Origin of the sequence: Bradyrhizobium oligotrophicum S58 (genome assembly GCF_000344805.1) — a bacterium.
GTDB classification, from domain to species: domain Bacteria; phylum Pseudomonadota; class Alphaproteobacteria; order Rhizobiales; family Xanthobacteraceae; genus Bradyrhizobium; species Bradyrhizobium oligotrophicum.
In genome coordinates, this window is sequence record NC_020453.1 from 7,591,612 (window position 1) to 7,613,749 (window position 22,138).

The following is a 22,138-nucleotide window of genomic DNA, read 5'->3' on the forward strand; positions in this document are numbered from 1 at the left end:
CCATCTCCGATGCTCCCTTGAATCAAGCATCGGAGATGGAATCATACAACCCGTAAAGACGGCACAACATCATGACTTCCCGAGTCAATCTGTCGCGCCAGACGTGTAGAAACCTTAGTGCGTTCGCAGGGACGACAGCGCGTTTGGAGCGCCGCCCGTGGCTCTCACGACGAGGGGACTATGCCTGCTCTCACTTCTCTCGGAACGCGCGCATCAGCTGGTCGTGCAGCGGCTTCATCAGATAGGAGATCACGGTGCGGTCGCCGGTCTGGACGAAGGCTTCGGCCGGCATGCCCGGGATCAGCTTGACGTCGCCTAAACGGGCAATCTCCTCCGGCGACATCGAGACGCGGATCGTGTAGTAGCTCTGGCCGGTGCGCTGGTCGGTGGTGACATCCGGCGAGACGCGGCTGACGACGCCGTTCAATTCCGGAGTGGTGCGTTGGTTGAAGGCCGAGAGCCGCAGCAGGGTCTTCTGGCCGACCTGCAGCTTGTCGATGTCCTGCGGATTGACCTTGGCCTCGACCTGCAGGTCGTCACTCTGCGGCACGATCAGCATGATGGTGTCGCCCGCGGTGATGACGCCGCCGACGGTGTGGACGGAGGACTGCAGCACCATGCCGTCCTGCGGGGCGCGGATGTCGACGCGGCGCAGCTGGTCCTCGGCGGTCACCTTGCGCTCGACGAACTCGCCGATCTTGTCGGTGGTCTCGCGCAGATCCTTCGACACCTCGCTGACCATGTCCTTGTCGACCTGGATGATCTGCAGCTCGGTCTCGCTGATCTTGCCCTTGGCCTGGGCACGCGCAGCGATGAACTGCGCGCGCTCGCCGTTGAGGCGGGCGGCGTCGCGCTCCAGGGTGGTCAGGCGCGACAGCTGCACCAGATGCTGCTCATAGAGCTGGCGCACGCCGTCGAGCTCCTTCTGCACCAGCGCGATCTCCTGGTCCTTGGCGGCAACCTGCGCCGAGAGGCCCTCGATCTCCTCGCCCAGCTGGGCCACGCGCTCGCGCAGCTGCGCCTTCTGGCCGATGCGGCCGTTGACGCGGACCTCGAACAGCTTCGTCTCGCTCGCCGTCAGGCTCTTGACGTCGGGGTCACTCATGCGCTGCAGCAGCTGCGGCGGAAACAGGATCTTGGCCCAGCCGCGCTGCTCGGCCTCAAGCCGGGCGGCGCGCGCCTGCAGCGCATCGAGATTCTTGGTGACGATGGCGAGAGACGCCTTGGTCACGGTGTCGTCGAGCCGCACCACGATGTCGCCGGACTTGACGACGTCGCCGTCACGCGCCCGGAGTTCGCCGACCACGCCGCCGGTCGGATGCTGCACCTTCTTGACGTTGGATTCGACCACGATCTGGCCGGGCGCGATCAGCGCGCCGGAGATCTGCTGGGTCGCGGCCCAGCCGCCGAGCCCGCCGGCAACCGCGACGACCACGCCCATGCCGACCAGCAGGTGGCGACGGATCGACTCGCGCACGCTCGCCGGCTTGCGTGCTCCCGTCAGCGGCCCCGCAATGACCTGACTGCTCATGCCTTCGTCACTCCGGCCTCGGAGACGATCTTGATCGGCGCCGGCGTCGTCACGCGCGGCTGCAGCACCTGCGCCAGTACCGTCTCCTTCGGACCGAACGCCTGCGCCCGGCCGTCCTTCATCACCAGCACCTGATCGACCGCCTCGATGCCGATCGGACGGTGCGCGACGACGACGACGATGGCGCCGCGCGCCCGCGCCGAGCGCACCGCGCGCGACAGCGCCTCGTCGCCCTCGGTGTCGAGATTGGAGTTGGGCTCGTCGAGCACGATCAGGAACGGATTGCCGTAGAGCGCGCGGGCCAGCGCCACGCGCTGCGCCTGGCCCGCCGACAGCGCCGCACCCTGCTCGCCGATCTGGGTGTCGTAGCCCTCGCGCATCTTGATGATCATGTCGTGCACGCCGGCTTCCTGGGCGGCGGCGATGATGCCATCGGGGGAGGCCTGCGGATCGAAACGGCTGATGTTCTGTGCGACCGAGCCTGCGAACAGCTCGACGTCCTGCGGCAGATAGCCGATGTGACGGCCGAGCTCGTCCGTCGACCACTGGTCGAGCGCCGCGCCGTCGAGCCGGACATGGCCCCGCACCGGACGCCAGACACCGACCAGCGCACGCACCAGCGACGACTTGCCCGACGCGCTCGGGCCGATGATGCCGAGGCCGTTTCCGGCGGACAGCGCGAAGCTGACATCCTGCACGATCGCCTTTTGATCGCCGGGCGCGACGATCGAGATCGCCTCGACCGACAGCTTGCCGACCGGCGGCTGCAGCAGGGTCGGCGCGGAACGCTGCGGCATGGTCTGCAGCAGCTGGCTCAGCCGGTGCCAGCTCTGCCGCGCGGCAACGAAGCTCTTCCAATGCGCGATCGCGAGATCGACCGGCGCCAGCGCCCGCGCGCTGAGGATCGAGCCGGCGATGATGATGCCGGCGGTCGCCTCCTGGTGGATGACGAGATAGGCTCCGACCGCGAGCACGGCCGATTGCAGCATCATCCGCAACACCTTGGCGATGGCGCCAAGACCGCCGACGACGTCGCTGGCGCGCTGGTTGCCGGCGAGATATTTCTCGTTGGTCTCGCTCCAGCGCTGCATCAGCCGCCCGGTCATGCCCATCGCGACCAGCACCTCGGCGTTGCGCCGGCTTGCGGTGGCGAGATCATTGCGACGGGCGGCGAGGCCCATCGCCTCCTTGGCTGGGGTGCGGGTGAGATACTCGGTGATCAGCGTCAGGGTGACGAGGATGACGGCGCCGACCAGCGCCGTGACGCCGAGCATCACGTGGAAGGCGAAGCAGATCGCCAGATACAGCGGCAGCCACGGCAGGTCGAAGAACGCGCCGGGTCCCTGGCTGCCGAGAAAGCTCCTGATGTTGTCGAGGTCGCGCAGCGGCTGCAGACCCTCATTGCGACCGCCGACCGACAGCGGCAGCCGCACCACCGTGTCGAACACCCGCGCGTTCAGGCTCTCGTCCAGCGCAGTGCCGATCCGGCCGAGAATGCGGCTGCGGATCATGTCGAGCGCGCCCTGCGCGGCGTACAGCGCGGCCGCGATGATGATGAGGCCGATCAGGGTCGGCACCGACCGGCTCGGCAGCACCCGGTCGTAGACCTCCAGCATGAAGATCGAGCCGGTCAAATAGAGCAGGTTGATGATGCAGCTCATCACGCCGACGCCGATGAACGCGCTGCGGCAGCCGCGCAAGGCATCGCTGAGTTCGGATTGCCTCACGTGAGGTGCGGCCGCCATCACCACCATCTCTTCAATTGATCAAATGAGCTGCAAGACCGCCGATAAAAAGCACAAACTGGCGGCAAACGCGGCGAAATATACTGATTCCTGCGGCGAGCGTCCAACGATGCTCACTTTAGCGTAAATTAGCGATGTGCCTGGGTGTGTCGCGCGGCGCAGTGCAAACGTTCAGCCGCGCCGGAGCGCAAGCCCTAGAGCCGCCCGCCGGTCCGCACCAGCCGCACCACCAGCAGAAGAATGATGGCGCCGAGCGCGGAATAGACGATTTCGGACACGAGGCCGGTCCCGATCCGGATGCCGAGCCGCGGGAAGATGAGGCTCGCGACCAGGGCGCCGAGCACGCCGATCACGATGTCGCCGACCAGCCCGAAGCCGGTCCCGCGCACGATCTTGCCGGCCAGCCAGCCTGCAACCAGGCCAACGAACAGAATGACCAGGATACCTTCGTTCGATACGTGCATGGCGTGTCCTCATCCGGCGCGGACGATCGATGCCACGCGTGACAGCACCTTAGCGAGGCCGCTGCGACGCTTCGACACGCGATGCACGGTTCTGGCGGCCGGGCGGCGTGTTTCGGGCGGACCGTTACGTTGCCGCCACACTCACTGGCGCCTCGGCCAGAATGCAGCGCGCCCGCCGCTGCGGCCCGAGCGCAATGTTCGGCGGCATCGCCTCCGAACAGCGCGGCTGCGCCAGGCTGCAGCGCGGCGCGAACGAGCAGCTCCGCGGCGCCTGGTCGAGCGAGGGCGGCGTGCCCGGAATGGTCTGCAGCCGCTCGCCGCGCCTGGCGCCGTGGACCGTCGACGCCAGAAGGCCTCGGGCATAGGGGTGCACGGGTTGGCGGACGATGTCGCGCAAGCTGCCCTGCTCCACGATCTCTCCGGCATACATCACCGCGACACGGTCGCAGATCTCGATCGCGACGCCGATGTCGTGGGTGACGAAGATGACGGACATGCCGAACTCGCGCTGCAGCTCGCGCAGCAGCAACAGGATCTGGATCTGCACGGTGGCATCGAGCGCGGTGGTCGGCTCGTCCGCGAGCAGCACCTTGGGACGGCACGCCAGCGCCAGCGCGATCATCGCCCGCTGCCCGCATGCCGCCGGACATCTCGTGCGGATAGGAGTCGAGCCTCCGCTTGGCCGAGGGAATGCGGACGACGTCGAGCATCTCCAGCGCCCGCGCGCGCCCTTCCGCGGAACTCTTGCCCTCGTGCCGCATCACGGTTTCGGCGATCTGCTTGCCGATCGTGTAGACCGGATCGAGCGCAAGCCCCGGCTCCTGGAAGATCATCGACGCCGTGCGGCCGCGGAACTGCGACAGCTCGTCCTCGCTCATCGCGAGCACGTCACGCCCCATGACCTTGACGCTGCCGGAAATCTGCGTCCGCCTGTTCGGCAGCAGCCGCATCAGCGCGCGCATGGTCACGCTCTTGCCGGAGCCGGACTCGCCGAGCAGGCCCAGCACCTCGCCATCCGCCAGCGACAGGCTGACATCATTCACCGCATGCACCGTGCGCTCGCCGGTGAAGCGAATGGTGAGGTTGTCGATCTCGACGAGGTTGGTCATGGCTACTTCACCTTGCCGCCAGGAACGCCCCGGCAGTTCTCCGATGCGAACTGCCACGCTCCCCCTCCAGGGGAGGGTGAGACCGCCGGGCGGGATGCAGACGTCTCTCCCATCATGGCAGCGTCGGCACCCTGGCGTGGAAGTCGGTCGCGCGCTGGAAGGCGGCGCCGATGGTCAGGATGGTGGCCTCATCGAACGAGCGGCCGATCAGCTGCATGCCGACAGGGAGCCCGGTGGCGGTGAAGCCGGTCGGGATCGCGAGCGACGGCAGGCCGAGATAGTTCACCGGGCGGGTGAAGCGGGTGATGCGCTGGATCACGGCTTCCGCGCCCGGGGCTCCGCCGACGTCGCTCTCGCCGATCGAGGGCGTCACCAGCGGCGACACTGGCGCGATCACCGCATCGACGCCGGAGGTCGCCGTGACATGCGCGGCCAAGGCAGCACCACGCCAGCGCAGGGCTTCGAGATAGGACACCCCCGACACCGCCAGCGCGTTCTGCAGCCGCATCAGCACTTGCGGACCGTAGTCCTGCGGCCGCTCGATCATCCAGCGCTTGTGAAAGGCCGCTGCTTCGACCGCGAGCACCAGCTGGCAGGCCGCAGTGAGCTGGCGCTGATCGGGCAGCTCGACCTGCACGATGTCGGCGCCCTCGGTCTTCAAAACCGCGATCGTCGCATCGAGGCAGCGCGCCACTTCAGGATCGAGATCATCCACATAGAACGCCTTGGGCACGCCGATCCTCAGGCCCTTGATCGAGGCTTGGGTGGCGCCGACATAGTCCGGCACCGGCGCGTGGCTCGCGGTCGGATCCTCCGGATCTGGACCGGCCATCAGCCCGAGCAGCAGCGCGCAATCCTCCGCGGTCTGCGCCAGCGGGCCGACCGTATCGAGCGATTGCGATAGCGGCATCGCGCCGGCGCGGCTGACGCGGCCCCAGGTCACCTTCAGGCCGGTGACGCCGCAGAAATTCGCGGGCATGCGGATCGAGCCGCCGGTGTCCGATCCGAGCGCCGCGAACGTCAGGCGCGCGCCGACCGCGGAGCCCGAGCCCGACGACGAGCCACCGGTGACGTAGCCGAGCTTCCACGGATTATGCACGGCGCCGTAATGCGCGTTGTGGCCAGTCGGACCGTAAGCGAACTCCGCCATCTGCAGGGTGCCGAGCCGGATCGCCCCGGCATCCTTCAAACGCTGCAGCGCGGTCGACGTGGTCGTTGCCACGAAGTCGCGCCGGATCAGCGAACCGCAGGTCGAGACGTGGCCGGCCTCGTAGTACATGTCCTTGTGCGCCAGCGGCACGCCGTGCAGCGGCCCCTTCGGCCCATCCTTGGCGAGATCAGCGTCGGCCTCGGCGGCCGCCTTCAGCGCCGGCTCGGACTCGATCGCCATGAAAGCGTTCAGCTTCGGCTGCCATTGCGCGATGCGGTGCAGGCAGGAGCGCGTCACCTCGACGGAGGACAGCTTCTTGTCCGCGATCGCCTTGGCGACGTCGGTCAGGGTCATCAAAGCAGGCTCGGTGGTCATCGGCCCACCTTCAGCGTCTGCGCCACGACGTAGCTCGCAGGCTCCAGGTCGAAAGGAAGAGTGCCGGCGACGGCGGCGAAATTATCGAAGGCCGGTCCGATCGAGTCTGAAATGCGCGCCGCGACTTCCTTGTCGACGGGCAGCCCGGAGGCCTCCGCGATGGCGCTGACTTGCTGGGGCGTGGGTCTGGTCATTCCGCTTCTCGCTGCTGATGTCCGCTCATCAGGCGGCCGGTGCCCGGCTATGTCCCGAACCTGATATCGCCATGTGGCAGGCGGCCTGATGACCCATTGTATCCAGCTCCGTCAATCTTGGCGCGACATTCGCGCATGGCGCCTCCGCAAACGGACAACGGGTGTGAAACCGGCAGCCGGCGGGCGGGTCGATCGGATTCGGCGGATCGCCCGAGATCGGCGGCACCTCGGTGCGCCTGTCCGGATCGGACGACGGCATCGCTGCCAGCAGCGCGCGCGTATAGGGATGCGCCGGCTTGGCCCAGACCTGTTCGACCGGACCGAGCTCGACGACCTCGCCGAGATACATCACCAGCACGCGGTCGGAGATGTAGTTGATGACGTTGAGGTCGTGGCTGATGAACAGATAGGTGAGGCCGAACTCGCGCTTGAGATCCATCAGCAGGTTCAGCACCTGGGCCTCGACCGACTTGTCGAGCGCCGACACCGCCTCGTCGAGGATGACCAGACGTGGCGACAGCGCCAGGGCACGCCCGATGTTGACGCGCTGGCGCTGGCCGCCGGAGATCTCGTGCGGATAGCGGTTGGCGAAGATCTCCGGACGCAGGCCGACCTTGCCGAGCAGCTCGCGCGCGAGTGCGCGCGCGGCGGTGTCAGCCATGCCGTGCACCTTCGGTCCGAACGCGATCGATTCCTCGATCGTCAGCCGTGGATTGAGCGAGGCATAGGAGTCCTGGAACACCATCTGCATGCCGCGCCTGAGCTCGCGCAACGACATCTCGTGGCCGACCTGGCGACCGTCGAAGATGATCTCGCCGGCATCGCGCTCCATCAGGTGCATGAGCAGCCGCGCCGTCGTCGACTTGCCGCAGCCGGACTCGCCAACGATGCCGACGGTCTCGCCCTTGCCGATGTTGAAGGAGACATCGTCGACGGCACGCACGGTCTTGCGCGCGCCGAACAGGCCACCGCGCACGGGGAAATGCTTCGTGAGCCCATCGACGCGCAGTAACGGCTGCGCTTTGCCGCCAAGGTCTTCGATCGGCGCCAGCCCGGTGACGGATGTTGCTTCACTCATGATGCGGCACTCAAGCAGGCGCGGCGAGTCCCGCTGGGCCCCCTCTCCCCGTTCTTACGGGGAGAGGGTCGGGGTGAGGGGCAGCCACACGGGAAGTGTGTGTGGTGAGACCTGTACCCCCTCACCCGGATCGCATCTGTCGATGCGATCCGACCTCTCCCCGCAAGCGGGGAGAGGTACACCGCCGATGCCGCGCAGTTGTCCGGTAAAATCAGCATGCCAAACATCAACTCCGGATGTCCATCGCGCTGCGCAGGCCGTCGCTCAGCAGATTGAAGCAGATCGACACCGCGAAGATCATCGCGCCGGGCAGTGCCGCCACCCAGGGGTTGACGTAGATTGCGGTGCGCAGGGTGTTCAGCATCAGCCCCCATTCCGGCTCCGGCGGCTTGGTGCCGAGGCCGAGGAACGACAGGCCGGCGGCGAGGATCATCGACACGGAAATAAGCCCCGTCGCGTAGACGAAGATCGGCCCGAGCACGTTGCCGAGCATGTGCGCGCGCATGATCGTGAAAGCATTGGCGCCGGAGGCGCGCGCGGCCTCGACGAAATCGCGGTTGCGCACGCCTGTGGTGACGCTCTCGGCGACGCGGGTGATCTGCGGCACGAACACGATGGTGAGCGAGACGATGGAGTTGGTGATCCCGGCGCCGAGCGCGCCTGAGATCGCGATCGCCAGCAGCACCGAGGGGAACGCGTAGAACACGTCGATCGTGCGCATGATCGCGGTGTTGACCCAGCCGCCGACATAGCCGGCGACGAGGCCGAGCAGGGTGCCGATGCCGAAGGCGAGAATGACCGGCGAGATGCCGATCAGCAGCGACAGCCTTCCGCCATGGATCAGCCGCGCCAGCATGTCGCGTCCGAGCTCGTCGGTGCCGAGCGGATAGTTCGGCGTCCCGATGTGGCGCAGCCGGCGGATCATCGAGCCCTGATAGGGATCGGCGAGATGCAGATAGGGCGCGAGCAGGGCTGACAGCAGGATCAGCAGCAGGATCGCGACGCAGACCATGCTGACCTTGTCCCTGACGATGCGGCGGCCGACGGTGGCCCAATAGCCGCGCGCGTTGGCCGCGGGAGCGGCCTGCAGCGAGGAGTCGTTGATCGCGCTCGAACCGACGCTCATCCCTAGCCCCGCTTGATACGCGGATCGATCGCGGCCTGCGCGATGTCGACCATGAGGTTGAGGATGACGAAGAACATCGCCAGCACCAGGATCGTGCCCTGCAGCAGCGGCAGGTCGCGCTGGAAGATCGCCGAATTCAGCAGCAGGCCCGAGCCGGGCCAGGAGAACACCGTCTCGATCAGAATCGAGCCGCCGAGCATGTAGCCGAGCTGCAGCCCCATGATCGCGAGCGCGGTCGGTGCGGCGTTCTTCAGTACGTGGCGGAACACCTGGGTCTCACGCAGGCCCTTGGCGCGCAGCGCCTCGACGAAATCCTGGCTGAGGATGTCCCCCGTCAGAGCCCGCACGGTGCGGGTGATGATGCCCATCGGAATCACCGAGGTGGTGATCGCGGGCAGCACCAGGAAGCGGAGATGGGGCCAGTCCCACGACCACGCGCCGGACCCGGACGGACCGGCGCCGACGGCCGGCAGCCAGTTCAGCTCGACCGAGAAGATGATGACGAGGACCATGCCGAGCCAGTAATGCGGCAGCGACACGCCGGCGATCGCGATCGACGTCGCGACCTTGTCGATCCAGGTGTCGCGGAAATAGCCGGCGACGAGGCCGAAGAACAGGCCGAGCGAGAAGCCGATGATGGCGGCGGCGATCGCGAGTGTGACGGTGTTGGACACCGCGCGCAGCACCTCGGCCAGCACGGGACGGCCGGTCGCGATCGAGTTGCCGAGATCGCCATTGACCGCGCGCCACAGCCACAGCCCGAACTGCACCGGCAGCGGCTTGTCGAAGCCGTAGGCGACGCGCAGCTGCTGCGCCAGCTCTTGCGAGGCGTCGGCTGGCAGCACCGCGACGAGCGGGTCGCCGGGCGTGATGTGAACGAGCATGAAGCAGACCAGCGCGACCCCGATGATGATGGGGATCGCATAGACCATCCGCCTGGCAGCGTAAGAGAGCACGGGTCACCTTCAATTGACTCTCACGATAGCCAGAGAGTCGCGACATGAGAGCGGCACAAAGAAACTCCCCTCCCCCCTTGCGGGGAGGGGTCGGGGGTTGGGGTCCCCACGAAGACTGCCGCCGGAGTACCCCCCACCCCGACCCTCCCCCGCAAGGGGGGAGGGAGCATAGCGGAGCAAGCGGCGGGTTAACGATCCGCCTCCAACTACTCCACCGAGATCGGCGAAAAGTCGATGAACCAGCTCTTCGGCTGCACCACGCCCTTGACCTTCGGGCTCATCGCGCGCGGGCCGACGTCGTGGGCGACGTAGAGGAACGCCGCGTCGTCGACTGAGGCGGCGTGCAGCTCGGCGAGCGCCTTGTCGCGCTCGGCGGGATCGAAGGTCTGGCGCGCCTTCTTCACCAGCTCGTCGAATTTGGGGTTGTTGATGAAGCCCCAATTGTTGGAGACGGGAGGCGCCATCGACGACTGCAGGAAGCGCACCAGCGCGAAGAACGGGTCCATCGCCGCATAGGTGACGTTGGTGGCGTTGGCGCCGTTGGCGGAGGCATCCTTGGCGCCGCGGCGCCAGTTGGTGAACAGCGTGTTCCACTCGATGACGTCGAGCTTGACGTCGAAATAGCATTCGGCCAGCGCCTGCTGCAGATACTCGTTCATCGGCAGCGGCTGCATCTGGCCGGAGCCCGACGCCGAAGTCTGGATCTTCACTTCAAGCTTCTTGTTCGGCCCGAAGCCGGCTTCCTGCATCAGCTTCTGCGCCGCCGCCTTGTCGTACTTGATCTCGAAGGTGACGTTGCCCCGCCAGGGATGGCCCTTCTCGAAGGTGCCGGTCGCCGGCACCATCAGGCCGGCGAGCAGACCATCGCGCAGGCCGTCGCGATCGACACAGAGATTGGCGGCCTTGCGGACGCGGATGTCGTTCCACGGCGAGCCCTCGACGCGCGAGAACTGCCAGGGCCAGACATGCGGCTGCTCATTGGCGTAGAGCTTGAAGCCGCGCTGCTTGATCTCGGGCAACGCGTCCGGCGCCGGCGCCTCGACCCAATCCACCTGACCGGACAGCAGCGCCGCGGTGCGCGCGTTGGCTTCCGGCATCGGCAGCAGGATCATCTTGTCGGACTTCGGAACCCGCGCCTTGTCCCAATAGGCCTCGTTCTTCGCAAGCTCGAGCCGCTCGCGCGGCGTGAACTTGCTCATCTTCCACGGGCCGGTGCCCGAGGCGTCCTTGGCGAACGCGGCCCAGGCGGCTTGCGACTTCGCCTTGTCGTCGGCGCCGGTCGCGGCCTCATACAGCTTCTGCCACTTGGTCGGACTCGCCATGAACAGATTGGTGAGATTGATCGGCAGGAAGCTGTCCGGCTCCTTGGTCGTCAGCTCGACGGTCATGTCGTCGATCTTGCGCGCCGAGGCGAGCGTCGGCATGCGCGACGCGGTAACGCCGACCTGGCTCGGATCGAACTGCGGCGCGTCCTGCTTCAGCACCTTCTCGACGTTCCACACCACGGCATCGGCATTGAACGGCGCGCCGTCATGGAAGGTGACGCCGGGACGCAGCTTGAACGTCCATTTGGTCTTGTCGGCCTCGTCGACCTTCCACTCGGTGGCAAGGCCGGGAATGACCACGCTCGGCTTGTCCGCCGACGACAGGTCCCACATCGTCAGCGAGTCATACATCGTCACGCCGGTAAAACGGTTGCCCTCGAAACCCTGGTCGGGCTGGCCGAGCGTGCGCGGAATGTCGGCGGCCGTCATGCCGATGCGCAGCACGGTCTCGGCGCCGGCCGCAGCCGGCAGCAGGACGAGCGAAGCCGTCGTCATCATCGCGGCCGCAACGGCCGCACGGTTGGTCCTCGAGGTCGCAATACGCGAAAGCACGATCAACATCTCCGATCAAGCTGGCTAAATTCTGTGCATCGTTATGCAACGGCTATGCCAGCAGAGCCCGCAAACACGGTCCTGCGACGCGAGGTCACAATTGTTTGTGCTCAAATGATCCCGCCGGAAGGCTTGGCACCCGGATTGCAGGTTTCGCGGATCGAATTCATCCGATTGCCACGGAGTGTTACTCGCATGCGTATTCTCAACTCACTGTTCGCCACGGCGCTCGCGCTCGGCCTTTCAGCGGCCGCTGCGCGGGCCGAGACCGTTCTGCGCTACGGCATCTCGATGGCCGACATTCCGCTGACCACCGGACAGCCCGATCGCGGCGCCGGAGCCTATCAGTTCACAGGCTACACGCTCTATGATCCGCTGGTCGCGTGGGACATGAGCACGGCCGACAAGCCCGGCAAGCTGATCCCCGGCCTCGCCACCGAGTGGAAGGTCGACGCCGCCGACAAGACCAAATGGCGGTTCACGTTGCGTAAGGGCGTCAAGTTCCACGATGGCAGCGACTTCAATGCCGATGCGGTGATCTGGAATCTGGACAAGGTGCTCAACGATAAGGCACCGCAGTTCGACAAACGGCAAAGCGCGCAGGTCAAGACGCGGCTCCCGTCAGTGGCGAGCTACGCCAAGATCGACGACTCCACGGTCGAGATCACGACCAAGACGGTCGATTCCTTCTTTCCCTATCAGATGCTGTGGTTCCTGATTTCGAGCCCGGCGCAGTATGAGAAGCTCGGCAAGGACTGGGATAAGTTCGCCAGCCAGCCCTCCGGTACCGGACCTTTCAAGCTGACCAAGCTGGTGCCGCGCGAGCTCGCCGAGCTCACGAAGAATTCCGAATATTGGAACAAGGACCGGCTGCCGAAGACGGACAAGCTCGTGCTGGTGCCGATGCCGGAAGCGCTGACCCGCACCAATGCGCTGCTCGCCGGCCAGGTCGATCTGATCGAGACGCCGGCGCCGGACGCCGTGCCGCAGCTCAAGGCCGCCGGCATGAAGCTGGTCGACAACGTCACGCCGCACGTCTGGAACTATCACTTGAGCGTGCTTCCAGGTTCGCCCTGGACCGACATCCGCCTGCGCAAGGCGCTCAACCTCGCGATCAATCGCGACGAAGTGGTCGGGCTAATGAACGGCTTGGCCAAGCCGGCCAAGGGCCAGGTCGACCCGTCGAGCCCGTGGTTCGGCAAGCCGACCTTCGAGCTGAAATATGATCTCGCCGCCGCCAAGAAGCTGGTCGAGGAAGCCGGCTACTCGCCGAGCAAGCCGCTGAAGACCACCTTCATCATCGCGCAAGGCGGCACCGGCCAGATGCTATCGCTGCCGATGAACGAATTCCTGCAGCAGAGCTTCAAGGAAATCGGGATCGACATCGATTTCAAGGTGGTGGAGCTGGAAACGCTGTACACGCATTGGCGCAAGGGCGCCGCCGACGAGATGAACGCCGGCATCACCGCCAACAACATCGCCTACGTCACCTCCGATCCGCTCTACGCCATCGTCCGCTTCTTCGCCTCCGACCAGATCGCGCCCGTTGGCGTCAACTGGGGCGGTTACAAGAACCCGAAGGTCGACGCGCTGATCGCCGAGGCCAAGCAGACCTTCGATCCGGCGAAGCAGGACGAACTGATCGCGCAGGCGCATGCCGCCGTCGTCGACGATGCCGTGCTGGTGTGGGTGGTGCACGACACCAACCCGCATGCGCTGTCGCCGAAGGTGAAGAAGTTCGTGCAGGCCCAGCACTGGTTCCAGGACCTGACGACGATCGGGGCGGAGTGAGGAATAACGCGCTCCGCGCCGATTCACCGGTAACTAACGGCGTCATCACCCGCGAAGGCGGGTGATGCATACCCCGCCTTCGCGGGGTATGACGACGGTGCGCGTTTCGCAGCATTGACGTTCCAAGCCGCACTCCGCCAATCGACGGCGGATGTCTCACTTCGTCAGCAGAGCATGGGCGCCGTTCCAATCCGCCGGCGGCGGGTTCTGCTGATAGGCGCGGATGCGCACCTCGTAGAGATCGTACAGCTTCGCCAGATCGTGCGCTTCGTCCTTCTTCCGGCCGCGCGCGATTGCAGCCAGCGCCTCGTCCCAGTCGCAGCTGCGATAGGCGGCCAGCATCTCGATGGTCAAATTGCGCAGAAGCTGGAAGCGTTCGGAATGCATCACGTCCTCGCGGCCGGTGATGGCATAGATCACCTCCGGCTCGGTCTTGCCCTTGACCATGATGAAATCGAGCTCGAGGATGGCGAGCCTGTCCTTGACCGCCATTGCCGTCGCCGAGCCGACGATGATGGGGAAGCCATATTCCTTGGATTGCCCTTCGAGCCGTGAGGCGAGGTTGACGCTGTCGCCGAGCGCCGAATAGTTGAACTTCAGGTCGGAGCCCATGTTGCCGACCACGCCGATGCCGGTGTTGAGGCCGATGCCGACCTTGAGCGGAATGTAGACGTGGCCGCCATGCGCGGCCTCCTGCTCGCGCTCACCGTTGACGCGGTCGATGCGATCGAGCATGTCGAGCGCGGCCTCGCAGGCGTTGAGCTGATGCTCCCTGTCGGCGAGCGGCGCGTTCCAGAACGCCATGATGGCGTCGCCCATATATTTGTCGACATAGCCCTTGCGCGCAATGATGGCGTTGGTGAGCGGCGTCAGGAACCGGTTCATCAGCTGGGTCAAGCCCTGCGGATCGTGCTTGTAGCTCTCCGAAATCGTGGTGAAGCCGCGCACGTCCGAGAACATCACCGTAATCTCGCGCTCCTCGCCTCCCAACGTGGGCGGCGACTGCGCGAGCTGCTCGACCAGAACCGGCGACAGATATTGCCCGAACACCGAGCGCATCTGCCGGCGCTGCTCCTGCTCGCGGACGAAATTGGCGAAGATCAGCGTCAGATAGACCGCGGTCGTCGACAGCATCGGATAGGTGAAGTCGATCAGCAGCCGGTGCTGCGTGTAGAAGTACCAGGATATGCCCAGCAGCGCGGTGGCGAACAAGGCTCCGACCAACACCAGGGTGATGGCGCCGAGCTGCGGCGCGAACACGATGACGAGCAGACCGAGCAGCATCGCGCCAACGAACTCGACTGCAATGCTCCAGGACGGCCGGGTCAGGATCGCGCCCGTGAGCACCGACTCCAACACCTGAGCATGCACCTCGACCCCGGGCATCGCCGGGTAGACCGGGGTGGTCTTGATGTCGTTCAGGCCGATGGCGGATGGCCCGATCAGGATCAGCTTCTTTGCGATCTTGTCCGGCGCCACGCGCCCCTCGAGCACGTCGACGGCCGAGACGTAGATCGAAGGGTCGTGGTTGGCATAGTGCACCCAGATCTTTCCATTGCCGTCGGTCGGAATCTGGAAGCCGCGGAGATTGAGGCTGACGATGCCGCCCGTGTCGGCCTTGATCAGAACCGTATCCGAGCCGGTCAGGACCCGCAGCATCTCGAAGCTGAGCGCCAGCATCGTGACGTCCTGTGCCCGCATGATCATCGGCACCCGGCGGATCATGCCGTCGCGCTCCGGCGGGATCGTGAACAGGCCCCGCCCCAGCGCCGCATGTTCGATCACGGGGACGTTGCGCAACAGCCCCGGGAACGGCGGCATGTAGGGCGCCGGATCTTCGCCCAGCATCGCAAAGCCGGTCACCGGCAGCGTCTTGTCGAGATCGGCGCGCTCGTTCGGGCTGCCGGTTTCGCCGAGCACGATGCGCGACCTGCGCAAGGCGTCGGCGAACACCTCATCGTTCGACGGCAGCGCCTTCAGCTTCTCCCGCGTCGCCGCGTCGAGATTGGGAAAGGTTTCCGCCGCGAGGCCCGGATTGAGCCGGTCCGGCTCGGCAAACACGACGTCGAAAGCAATCACGACGGCGCCGAGTTGCGTCAGCCTGTCGATGATCTTGGCGATTCGCGTCCGCGGCCACGGCCACTGCCCGAGCTTGGGACTGGCGAGACTCTTCTCGTCGATGTCGACGATGGTCACCGGACGGATCGTCTTGGGCCGCGGGCTGAGCGCCTGGAAATTATCGAAGGTCCGGAGGCGCAGTTCCTGCACCGGAGCAGGGTCGGCGACGCGTAACGTCGCGAAGGCGACCAGCAGCAGCAGGCAGATCACGCGCGCATAGCCGAACCTGCGCGCGAACCATCGTGGAACAGCTCTCAATCGCTTCATGCATCATCCGATATCACGCCGAGGCCGGCGACCCCAACGGCGCGGGCTCAGACGAGGTGAAAACCGTCGTGATGCGCCTTGAATTGCTCCAGCGTCACCCCTTTGAGGGTGAGCGTATCGTGCGCCGCATCGGTGATGACGGTGTCGTGTCCGCTATTGGCGGACTGAGCGGCGGCCACGATCGCATTGATGTTCGCAAACAGCGCGTGATCGATCTCGACCGTATCCTTGCTGACGTCGAAATCGCCGAGCGTGGCGCTGCCGAAATGCGGGTTGAAGACGAAGGTGTCGTTGCCGCCCTTGCCGAAGATGGTGACGCCGCCGCCGACATTGACGAAATTGTCATCCTGGTCCGTCCCGTTGACGGTCGAAGCGCCATCGCCGACGAGCGTCACCGTCAGCGCCTTCGTACCCGACGTGCCGTGGCCGTCGCCGACCACCGCCTGGTAGGTGACGGTCAGCGCGTCGCCGGGCTTCAGGAAGTCCAGGTTCACGTCTGCCGGATGATATTTCCAATGCAGGACCTCGGACCCGCCATTGGATGTGGCGCTGTCGAAGGTGACGGCGCCGGCATCGGCCAGCGCCTGGACCTGTGCCGTGGAAGGCAGGCTCGACCCGCCATTGTATTTGATCACGCCATTGTCGTGTACCGAGGCCGTCAGCGTGTCGCCGACATCCTTGTCGAGCACGGTCAGGGTGCCGGACATGCCGCTCGCCAGCTTCACCGGCTGATCGGGGATATAGCCGGCGGACACGTTGTCGAGTTCGAATGCATTCTGGCTGCTGGCGAGCACGACCTTGTTGAACGGCGACAGGCCGAGGAATTCGACATAGCCGTTCGAGGCCAGCGACGCCTGGCCGCCATTGGCGAGCAGCGGCGCGACGTCGCTGCCGGTGTAGGACGCCACCAGCTTGTTGCCGTCGTAGAAGGAGATGCTGTTGTAGCTGTCGACCGAGCCCCAATACAGCCCGAAGCTGTTCTTGGCGCTGTCGAAGGTGATGGTCTCCTGGGCCTGGTTGCCGATGCTCAGATAGTTGGTCTGGTCCGCACCGCCCTCCATGTAGGGAGCCGCGGACACCGGCGAGGAGCCGTGCACGAGGCCGGCATTGCCGCTGGCGGTGAAGGTCGCGTGCAGCGCCTCGCTGTAGAAGCTGTCATGGCCGCGCCCGTTGTCGGAATTGGACGTGACGTGATCGAAGGTCTCGGTCGCCATGCCCTCGGCATTGACCGGGGTGCCGGCCGAGAGCACGACGGCCCGCTCGGACAGGACGACTGTTTGAACGGTCGGATTGGTTTCGCCCGTGATCACCGGCGCGTCTTCCGCACCCTTGACCGTGATGGTGACGGGCACCTCGACCACGCCACCGTGGCCGTCGTCGATCTCGACCGTGTAGGTCAGCGTCACCTGCTGATCGGCGCCGAGATAGTCGAACACCTTGTCCTTGGCCGAGAAGGTCCAGGGCTGTGATCCCTTGTGGCCGTTGTTGGAATCGCTCAACTGACCGAGCGACAGCCAGCTCAACAGCACCGAGCTGTCCGACGGCAGGCCGTCATGGGCGCCATCGACGGTGACGCCGCTGACCTTGATCACATGGGTGTCGGTGACGTCGGCATCGGTGAGGGTGATGACGCCCGTGGCCGTATCCGGCAGGTCGGAGCCGGAGCTGCCTACGCGCTCGGCAACCGCGCCGGTCTGCACAGCGCTGGTCACGACCGGCTGGTCGTTGCTGCCGGTGATGGTGACGACGATCGTCGAGGTCGCGCTCTCGCCCTGATGGTCGGTGAGCGTCACGGTCGAGGTGACGGTGACGGTCTGGCCGGCGCCGAGGAAATCGAGCTTGCCGTCAGCGATGTCGTAGGTCCAGCCGACCGTGCCGTTATTGGTGTTGCCGCTCTGGCTCAGTAGTTGCAGCGCCTGCTCGAGCGCGGTGATCTGGCCCGGCGTCAGGTGGCTGGACAAGTCGGTGTGCCCATCGGCCGCAGTCCAGGTGACGCTCTGCACATCCGTGAGGATGGACGCCGTCGGGCGATCCGTCAGGTCGACGTCGGTGAAGTGAATGGTCCCGCCGACGCTGTGCGGATCGGAAGAGCCAGTCGTCTTCGCCGTTTCAGCGATGACGCCGCGCTGGGCGGGATCGGCGATGACCGGCGCCGCGTCATCGGCCATCAGCGTGATCAACGTGCCGCCGTTCGCGTCGCGGCTGCCGGCGAAATGCGCGTTGGTGTAGTCGCCGACGAGCGTCAGATCGATGCTGTGGCCCGCACCGTCGGTGACGGTGAGCACGCCCGTTTTCGAATCGTAGGTCGCCGTCGTGGTGGCACTCCATGCGATCGTCTGCAGGTCGATCTTGTCGGAAACGCCGAGCCCGGCGATCTTGGCGGAGAAGCTGGGATCATCGATGACGAGTTCGCTGCTGCCCTTGCTGCTGAAGTCGATCGTCTGGTCGACATGGCCATCGACCGTCAGGGTTGCTCCTGCATCGACCTTGATCGACCCGGAGCCCTGGACATCGCCGGTGATCTCGAACGTCCCAGCCGTGATCTCGATCGTGCCGTCGTTGTAGATCGTTCCGCTGAGGCCGCTCAGGCCGCTCGCGGTGATCGTGCCGTGGACATGCAGCTCACCATGACCGCTCACCGTGGTGTCGGCGAGATCGAGGGTGGCACCGAGATCCACGGTGAAGACGCCGACATTCTCGACCTTCATGCCGGTCAGCGTGACGTCGTGACCGGCAACCTCCAGCGTGCCGGCGATCTGGATCTTCAACGTGCCGCCGGTGAGCGTCGTGCTCCCATCCAGCACCAGGGTCGATGCAACCGGGATCTCACCATCCTCGTCGATGATGATCTGGCCGTCGGTGTTATCGATGGTGACATTGTTGAACGTGGTCGCGGCCGCGGTCTCGACATGCACGATGCCATGATTGACGAGATCGCCGCCGGTGATCGTGCTGTGCTCGATCAGCAGCAGCGCGCCCTCATCGACCTGAACGGTGCCGGAGTTGTCGACGGTCACGCCGACCAGCATCGCGCCCGCAGCCGAGGCGGCCTCGAGCGTCGAGCCGTCGCCGATTGTGACGCTAGCGCCGGTGAGCACAGCACCATCCTTGAGCGTCAGGATGGCGGCCCCCTCTGCGATCGAACCGATACCGGTCTGGCCGATCAGCAGCTCGCCGCCGCCGACGGCACTGCCGTCGATCGTGCTGTCGCCATCGACGGAGATGGTTCCTTGGTTGTTGATCGCGCCACCGGCGATATGCGTGCCGCTGAGCGACAGCGCGCCGCTCAGCGCGATGGTGATGGCGGCGGCGGTCGCATTGGTGATCGTCTCGTCGTCGAACGCATTGCCACTGCCGGACACGGTGACGACGCCGGAATTTCCGAGCGTGCCGCCGATCAGCGAGGCCTGGCCGGTCAGCGCGATCGTTCCTCCGGCCTCATTCGTCAGCGTGCCCCCGGTGATGCCCGCTTGCGACAGCGTCAGTCTGGCTGCACCTTCGACCGTGATCAAGCTGTCCGCATTGTCGACGCTGGTGCCGAGATCGAGCGTCAGCTCGCCATCCGCCTTCACGTCGATCTTGCCGAAATTGGTGACGACTTCGTTCGAGAGGGTGTTGCCGCTGCCGGTTAGGTCGATCTCGCCGAAATTGGTCAGATCGCCATTGCTGATCGCAGCCCCGCCCTTCAGAACGAGCAGGCCATCGGCTTGCTGAGCCGGCCCTTCACCGCCGTCGAGCGTTCCAAAGGTCTGAACGATCAGCCCGCCCTGGATCACGATGCTGCCGCCGTCGATGCTGCCGCCATCGAGCGTCAGGGTGGCGCCCTGGTCGATTTGGATCAGGCCGGAGCTGTCGCCAGCGGCGTTGGCGATGTCGCCATTCACCGTCAGCGTGCCGCCGAACAGCTCGAGCGTCCCGGTATTGACGACGCCGGCCGCGGCGCCGAACACGCCGCCGCCCGCCAGCAACGCCGTGCCGGCATTGTGCAACTGAGCGTGGTCCAGGATCTGCGCCGAGCCGCCGACACTGATCGTCGCGTCCAGAAAGTTATAGATGCGGGAGTCGGCCTCGGCCGTCAGAGCGCCGCTGATGCTCAGCGTGCCGTGATTGTCGAGCTCCGGCACCGGTCCGCCGCCGAAATGGTTCAGACTGACCGACTTGGCGGAGGCTGCCATCTCGATCGTCACCGGAAAGGCCGGCGTCAGCCCATGCAGCTGATCGGTGATGATGATGACGTCGTCATTGGCCGTCGGAGCGAGACCGGTTTCCCAGTTCGCGCCGTCGCTCCACAGCATGACCTGCCCGCCGCTGCCTTCGCCGGGCTGCGTGGTGGCTATCCAGACCACCGCCGGATCGTCCGTTCCGGTGATCGTCACCGTGATCGTCTGCGTCGACGTTGCGCCATGCGAGTCCGTCACGGTCACCGCGTAGGTGAGCGTCAGGGTCTGCCCGGCCGGAATGAAATCGGCGACATAGACCGGCAGGTTGCCGAAGCTCCAATTGATCTTGCCGGTGCCGCTGCCGGTGCTGTCCGACGCCAGCGAAGCCGTCAACGCCTGCTCGAACAGCGCCAGCGGCGCCGGCGGAACGGTGCTGCCGCCCTGCAGCACCGCGCTGGTCAGCGCGGCGGAGACGGCATGCGTATCGGTGAGGTCGACATCCTTGAAGGTCAGCGAGCCCGACGTCGGATCGTCCGAGACCAGCGGCCCGCCAGGCACGCTGGTGCCGCCTTCGAAGGCGATCGCATGGACGCTCGACGTGATCTGCGGCTTGTCGTTGGTGCCGGTCACGGTGATCGTGATCGGCACCAACGTATACTCGTTGGCGAGCGCGTAGTTGGTGTCGACGCGCACGAGATAGGTCAGCGTGAGCGTCTCGCCCGCAGCCAGGAAGTCGAAGCTGCTGTCGGGAACGCTGTAGGTCAGCGTGGCCGAGCCGAAATTCTTGTTGTTCGGATCGGAGACGACGGTGATCTTCACGGCCGTCGCCATGACGTCCTGCAGCTGCAGGGCATTCAACGATGCCGTGACGTCGGCCTGCTGCGCGCTGTGATAGGCATACGACTTGAAGCTCACCGAGACGGTCGGCCGGTCGCCGGGATTGATGTCGGTGAAATTGACGCGGCTGAGAATCGTATCGAGATCGGTGCTGATGCCGGTCTGGCCGGCCCGCTCGCTCAGTCCGAATGTCGAGCTGAGGGTGCCATTGACGTCCAGCACCCTGACCTCGGGAGGGCCGGCGAAGTGCATGTTCTCGACCGGCGTGTTGCCGGTGGGGGTCGACGTCGGACCGTCGGTCACCAGAATTTTCGGCGTCGCGGTCGTGCCGTCGGCCAGCGTGATCGGCGTCAGCGTCTGCAGCACGCCGACGTCGGTGAAGTGGGGCGTGCTCTTCGGGTTGGTGTTGTCGGTGAACTTCAGCGTGAAGACGTCGTTGATGAGCTTCTGGATGTCCGGCGAGAGCGGGACAGCGCTCTGGTTCACGACGCCGTTGCTGATCTGGATCTGCTGCCCGGCCTGGTTGACCACGGCGATCGGCTGCAGCGTCGTCTTGTCGAACAGCACGTAGGAGCCGGTGCGGCCGTCGGGCTCGACCAGCACCTGGAACTTGGCGTCGGGCAGACCGCCCTGCCCCGGCACGCTGAAGTCGATCTCGACCAGCACGGCCGTGCCGCGAATGCCCATGGTCGCGACCGGCGTGTCGACCTTCATGTCGCCATGCTTGGCGGTCTCGCCCGCCACGAACGAGATGGTGCCGGCAACGAGGCTGATCAGCGACGAATTGTTCGACCCGTTGGGGTCGTACACCATGTCGTTCAGCACCATCCGCGCATTCGACGACAGGCCGAACACGGTGCCGTCGATGAAGGTGATGCCAACAGTCGAATTCGAGCCGGACTGGACGATGTCGCCCTTCTCGACGTTGTCACCGTTGTGAAGGAGGATCGAGACGCCGTTGCGGATGACGGTCGCGGTGCCCTGCAGCTTGGTGACGTGACCGATCACCTTGCCCGCGCTTGCCGCCCCGCCGGCCTGGCTGACCTGCACGGCGCCGGAGAGCGCATTGACGAGATCACCGGTGAGGTGAGCGCCGTCGGGCGAAGCCAATGCAGCCCGTTTTTCGCCCTTGAAGTAATCAGGCAGCACGACCTCGTGGCCGTCGGACGACAGCACCAGATCGAGACCGGAGCGCTTGAAATCGGCGTGGAACAGGAAATGCGCGTCGGGAACGACGATCGCGTCCGCCGGCGCATGGGCGTGCGGCGCCGGCAGCTTCACAGCATGCGCGGACGAGCCCAGGCCATCGGAGAAAAGCGCGGCGTCAGACTTGCCAGCGTAATTCACGGGGCCACCGACT

At 65.7% G+C, this 22,138-nt stretch carries 12 protein-coding genes and 1 pseudogene; 1 reads left to right on the plus strand and 12 read right to left on the minus strand.

Annotated elements, in window-relative coordinates; genetic code table 11:
* Positions 1–190 precede the first annotated feature (190 nt).
* The 10 genes and pseudogenes from S58_RS32895 to S58_RS32940 form a co-directional block, all read right to left on the minus strand.
* Positions 191–1,531 (minus strand): HlyD family type I secretion periplasmic adaptor subunit, encoded by a 1,341-nt coding sequence (locus S58_RS32895; RefSeq protein ID WP_015669758.1) that lies wholly within the window; start codon positions 1,529–1,531, stop codon positions 191–193.
* Positions 1,528–3,276 (minus strand): type I secretion system permease/ATPase, encoded by a 1,749-nt coding sequence (locus S58_RS32900; RefSeq protein ID WP_015669759.1) that lies wholly within the window; start codon positions 3,274–3,276, stop codon positions 1,528–1,530. Before S58_RS32900 ends, S58_RS32895 begins: the two co-directional genes overlap by 4 nt.
* Positions 3,277–3,470: 194 nt before the next feature.
* Positions 3,471–3,740 carry a GlsB/YeaQ/YmgE family stress response membrane protein gene (locus tag S58_RS32905; protein WP_015669760.1) on the minus strand — a complete coding sequence of 90 codons (270 nt, stop codon included), beginning with the start codon at positions 3,738–3,740 and terminating at the stop codon, positions 3,471–3,473.
* Between the two features lie 124 nt (positions 3,741–3,864).
* Positions 3,865–4,849: pseudogene (locus tag S58_RS32910) on the minus strand (ABC transporter ATP-binding protein).
* Between the two features lie 112 nt (positions 4,850–4,961).
* Positions 4,962–6,374, minus strand: a complete 1,413-nt coding sequence (locus tag S58_RS32915; protein ID WP_015669762.1) for an Asp-tRNA(Asn)/Glu-tRNA(Gln) amidotransferase GatCAB subunit A — start codon at positions 6,372–6,374, stop codon at positions 4,962–4,964.
* Complete coding sequence (locus S58_RS32920) at positions 6,371–6,568, minus strand: hypothetical protein (RefSeq protein ID WP_015669763.1); 198 nt, start codon at positions 6,566–6,568, stop codon at positions 6,371–6,373. Before S58_RS32920 ends, S58_RS32915 begins: the two co-directional genes overlap by 4 nt.
* A gap of 28 nt (positions 6,569–6,596) precedes the next feature.
* Positions 6,597–7,646, minus strand: a complete 1,050-nt coding sequence (locus S58_RS32925; protein WP_015669764.1) for an ABC transporter ATP-binding protein — start codon at positions 7,644–7,646, stop codon at positions 6,597–6,599.
* 226 nt (positions 7,647–7,872) lie between these two features.
* Positions 7,873–8,772, minus strand: a complete 900-nt coding sequence (locus S58_RS32930) for an ABC transporter permease (RefSeq protein WP_015669765.1) — start codon at positions 8,770–8,772, stop codon at positions 7,873–7,875.
* 2 nt (positions 8,773–8,774) lie between these two features.
* A complete protein-coding gene (locus S58_RS32935) occupies positions 8,775–9,728 on the minus strand; it encodes an ABC transporter permease (protein WP_015669766.1) in 954 nt (317 codons plus the stop codon).
* Between the two features lie 206 nt (positions 9,729–9,934).
* Positions 9,935–11,614 carry an ABC transporter substrate-binding protein gene (locus S58_RS32940; RefSeq protein WP_377812150.1) on the minus strand — a complete coding sequence of 560 codons (1,680 nt, stop codon included), beginning with the start codon at positions 11,612–11,614 and terminating at the stop codon, positions 9,935–9,937.
* Between the two features lie 186 nt (positions 11,615–11,800).
* Here S58_RS32940 and S58_RS32945 point away from each other — a divergent pair, with 186 nt between their 5' ends.
* On the plus strand, positions 11,801–13,396 hold the full coding sequence (locus tag S58_RS32945; RefSeq protein WP_015669768.1) for an ABC transporter substrate-binding protein: 1,596 nt from the start codon (positions 11,801–11,803) through the stop codon (positions 13,394–13,396).
* Positions 13,397–13,552: 156 nt separating this feature from the next.
* Here the strand turns inward: S58_RS32945 and S58_RS32950 are convergent, their stop codons facing one another.
* Positions 13,553–15,781 (minus strand): CHASE2 domain-containing protein, encoded by a 2,229-nt coding sequence (locus S58_RS32950; RefSeq protein ID WP_015669769.1) that lies wholly within the window; start codon positions 15,779–15,781, stop codon positions 13,553–13,555.
* A 47-nt stretch (positions 15,782–15,828) separates the two neighbouring features.
* On the minus strand, positions 15,829–22,125 hold the full coding sequence (locus tag S58_RS32955; protein ID WP_015669770.1) for an Npun_F0296 family exosortase-dependent surface protein: 6,297 nt from the start codon (positions 22,123–22,125) through the stop codon (positions 15,829–15,831).
* Positions 22,126–22,138: the final 13 nt, after the last annotated feature.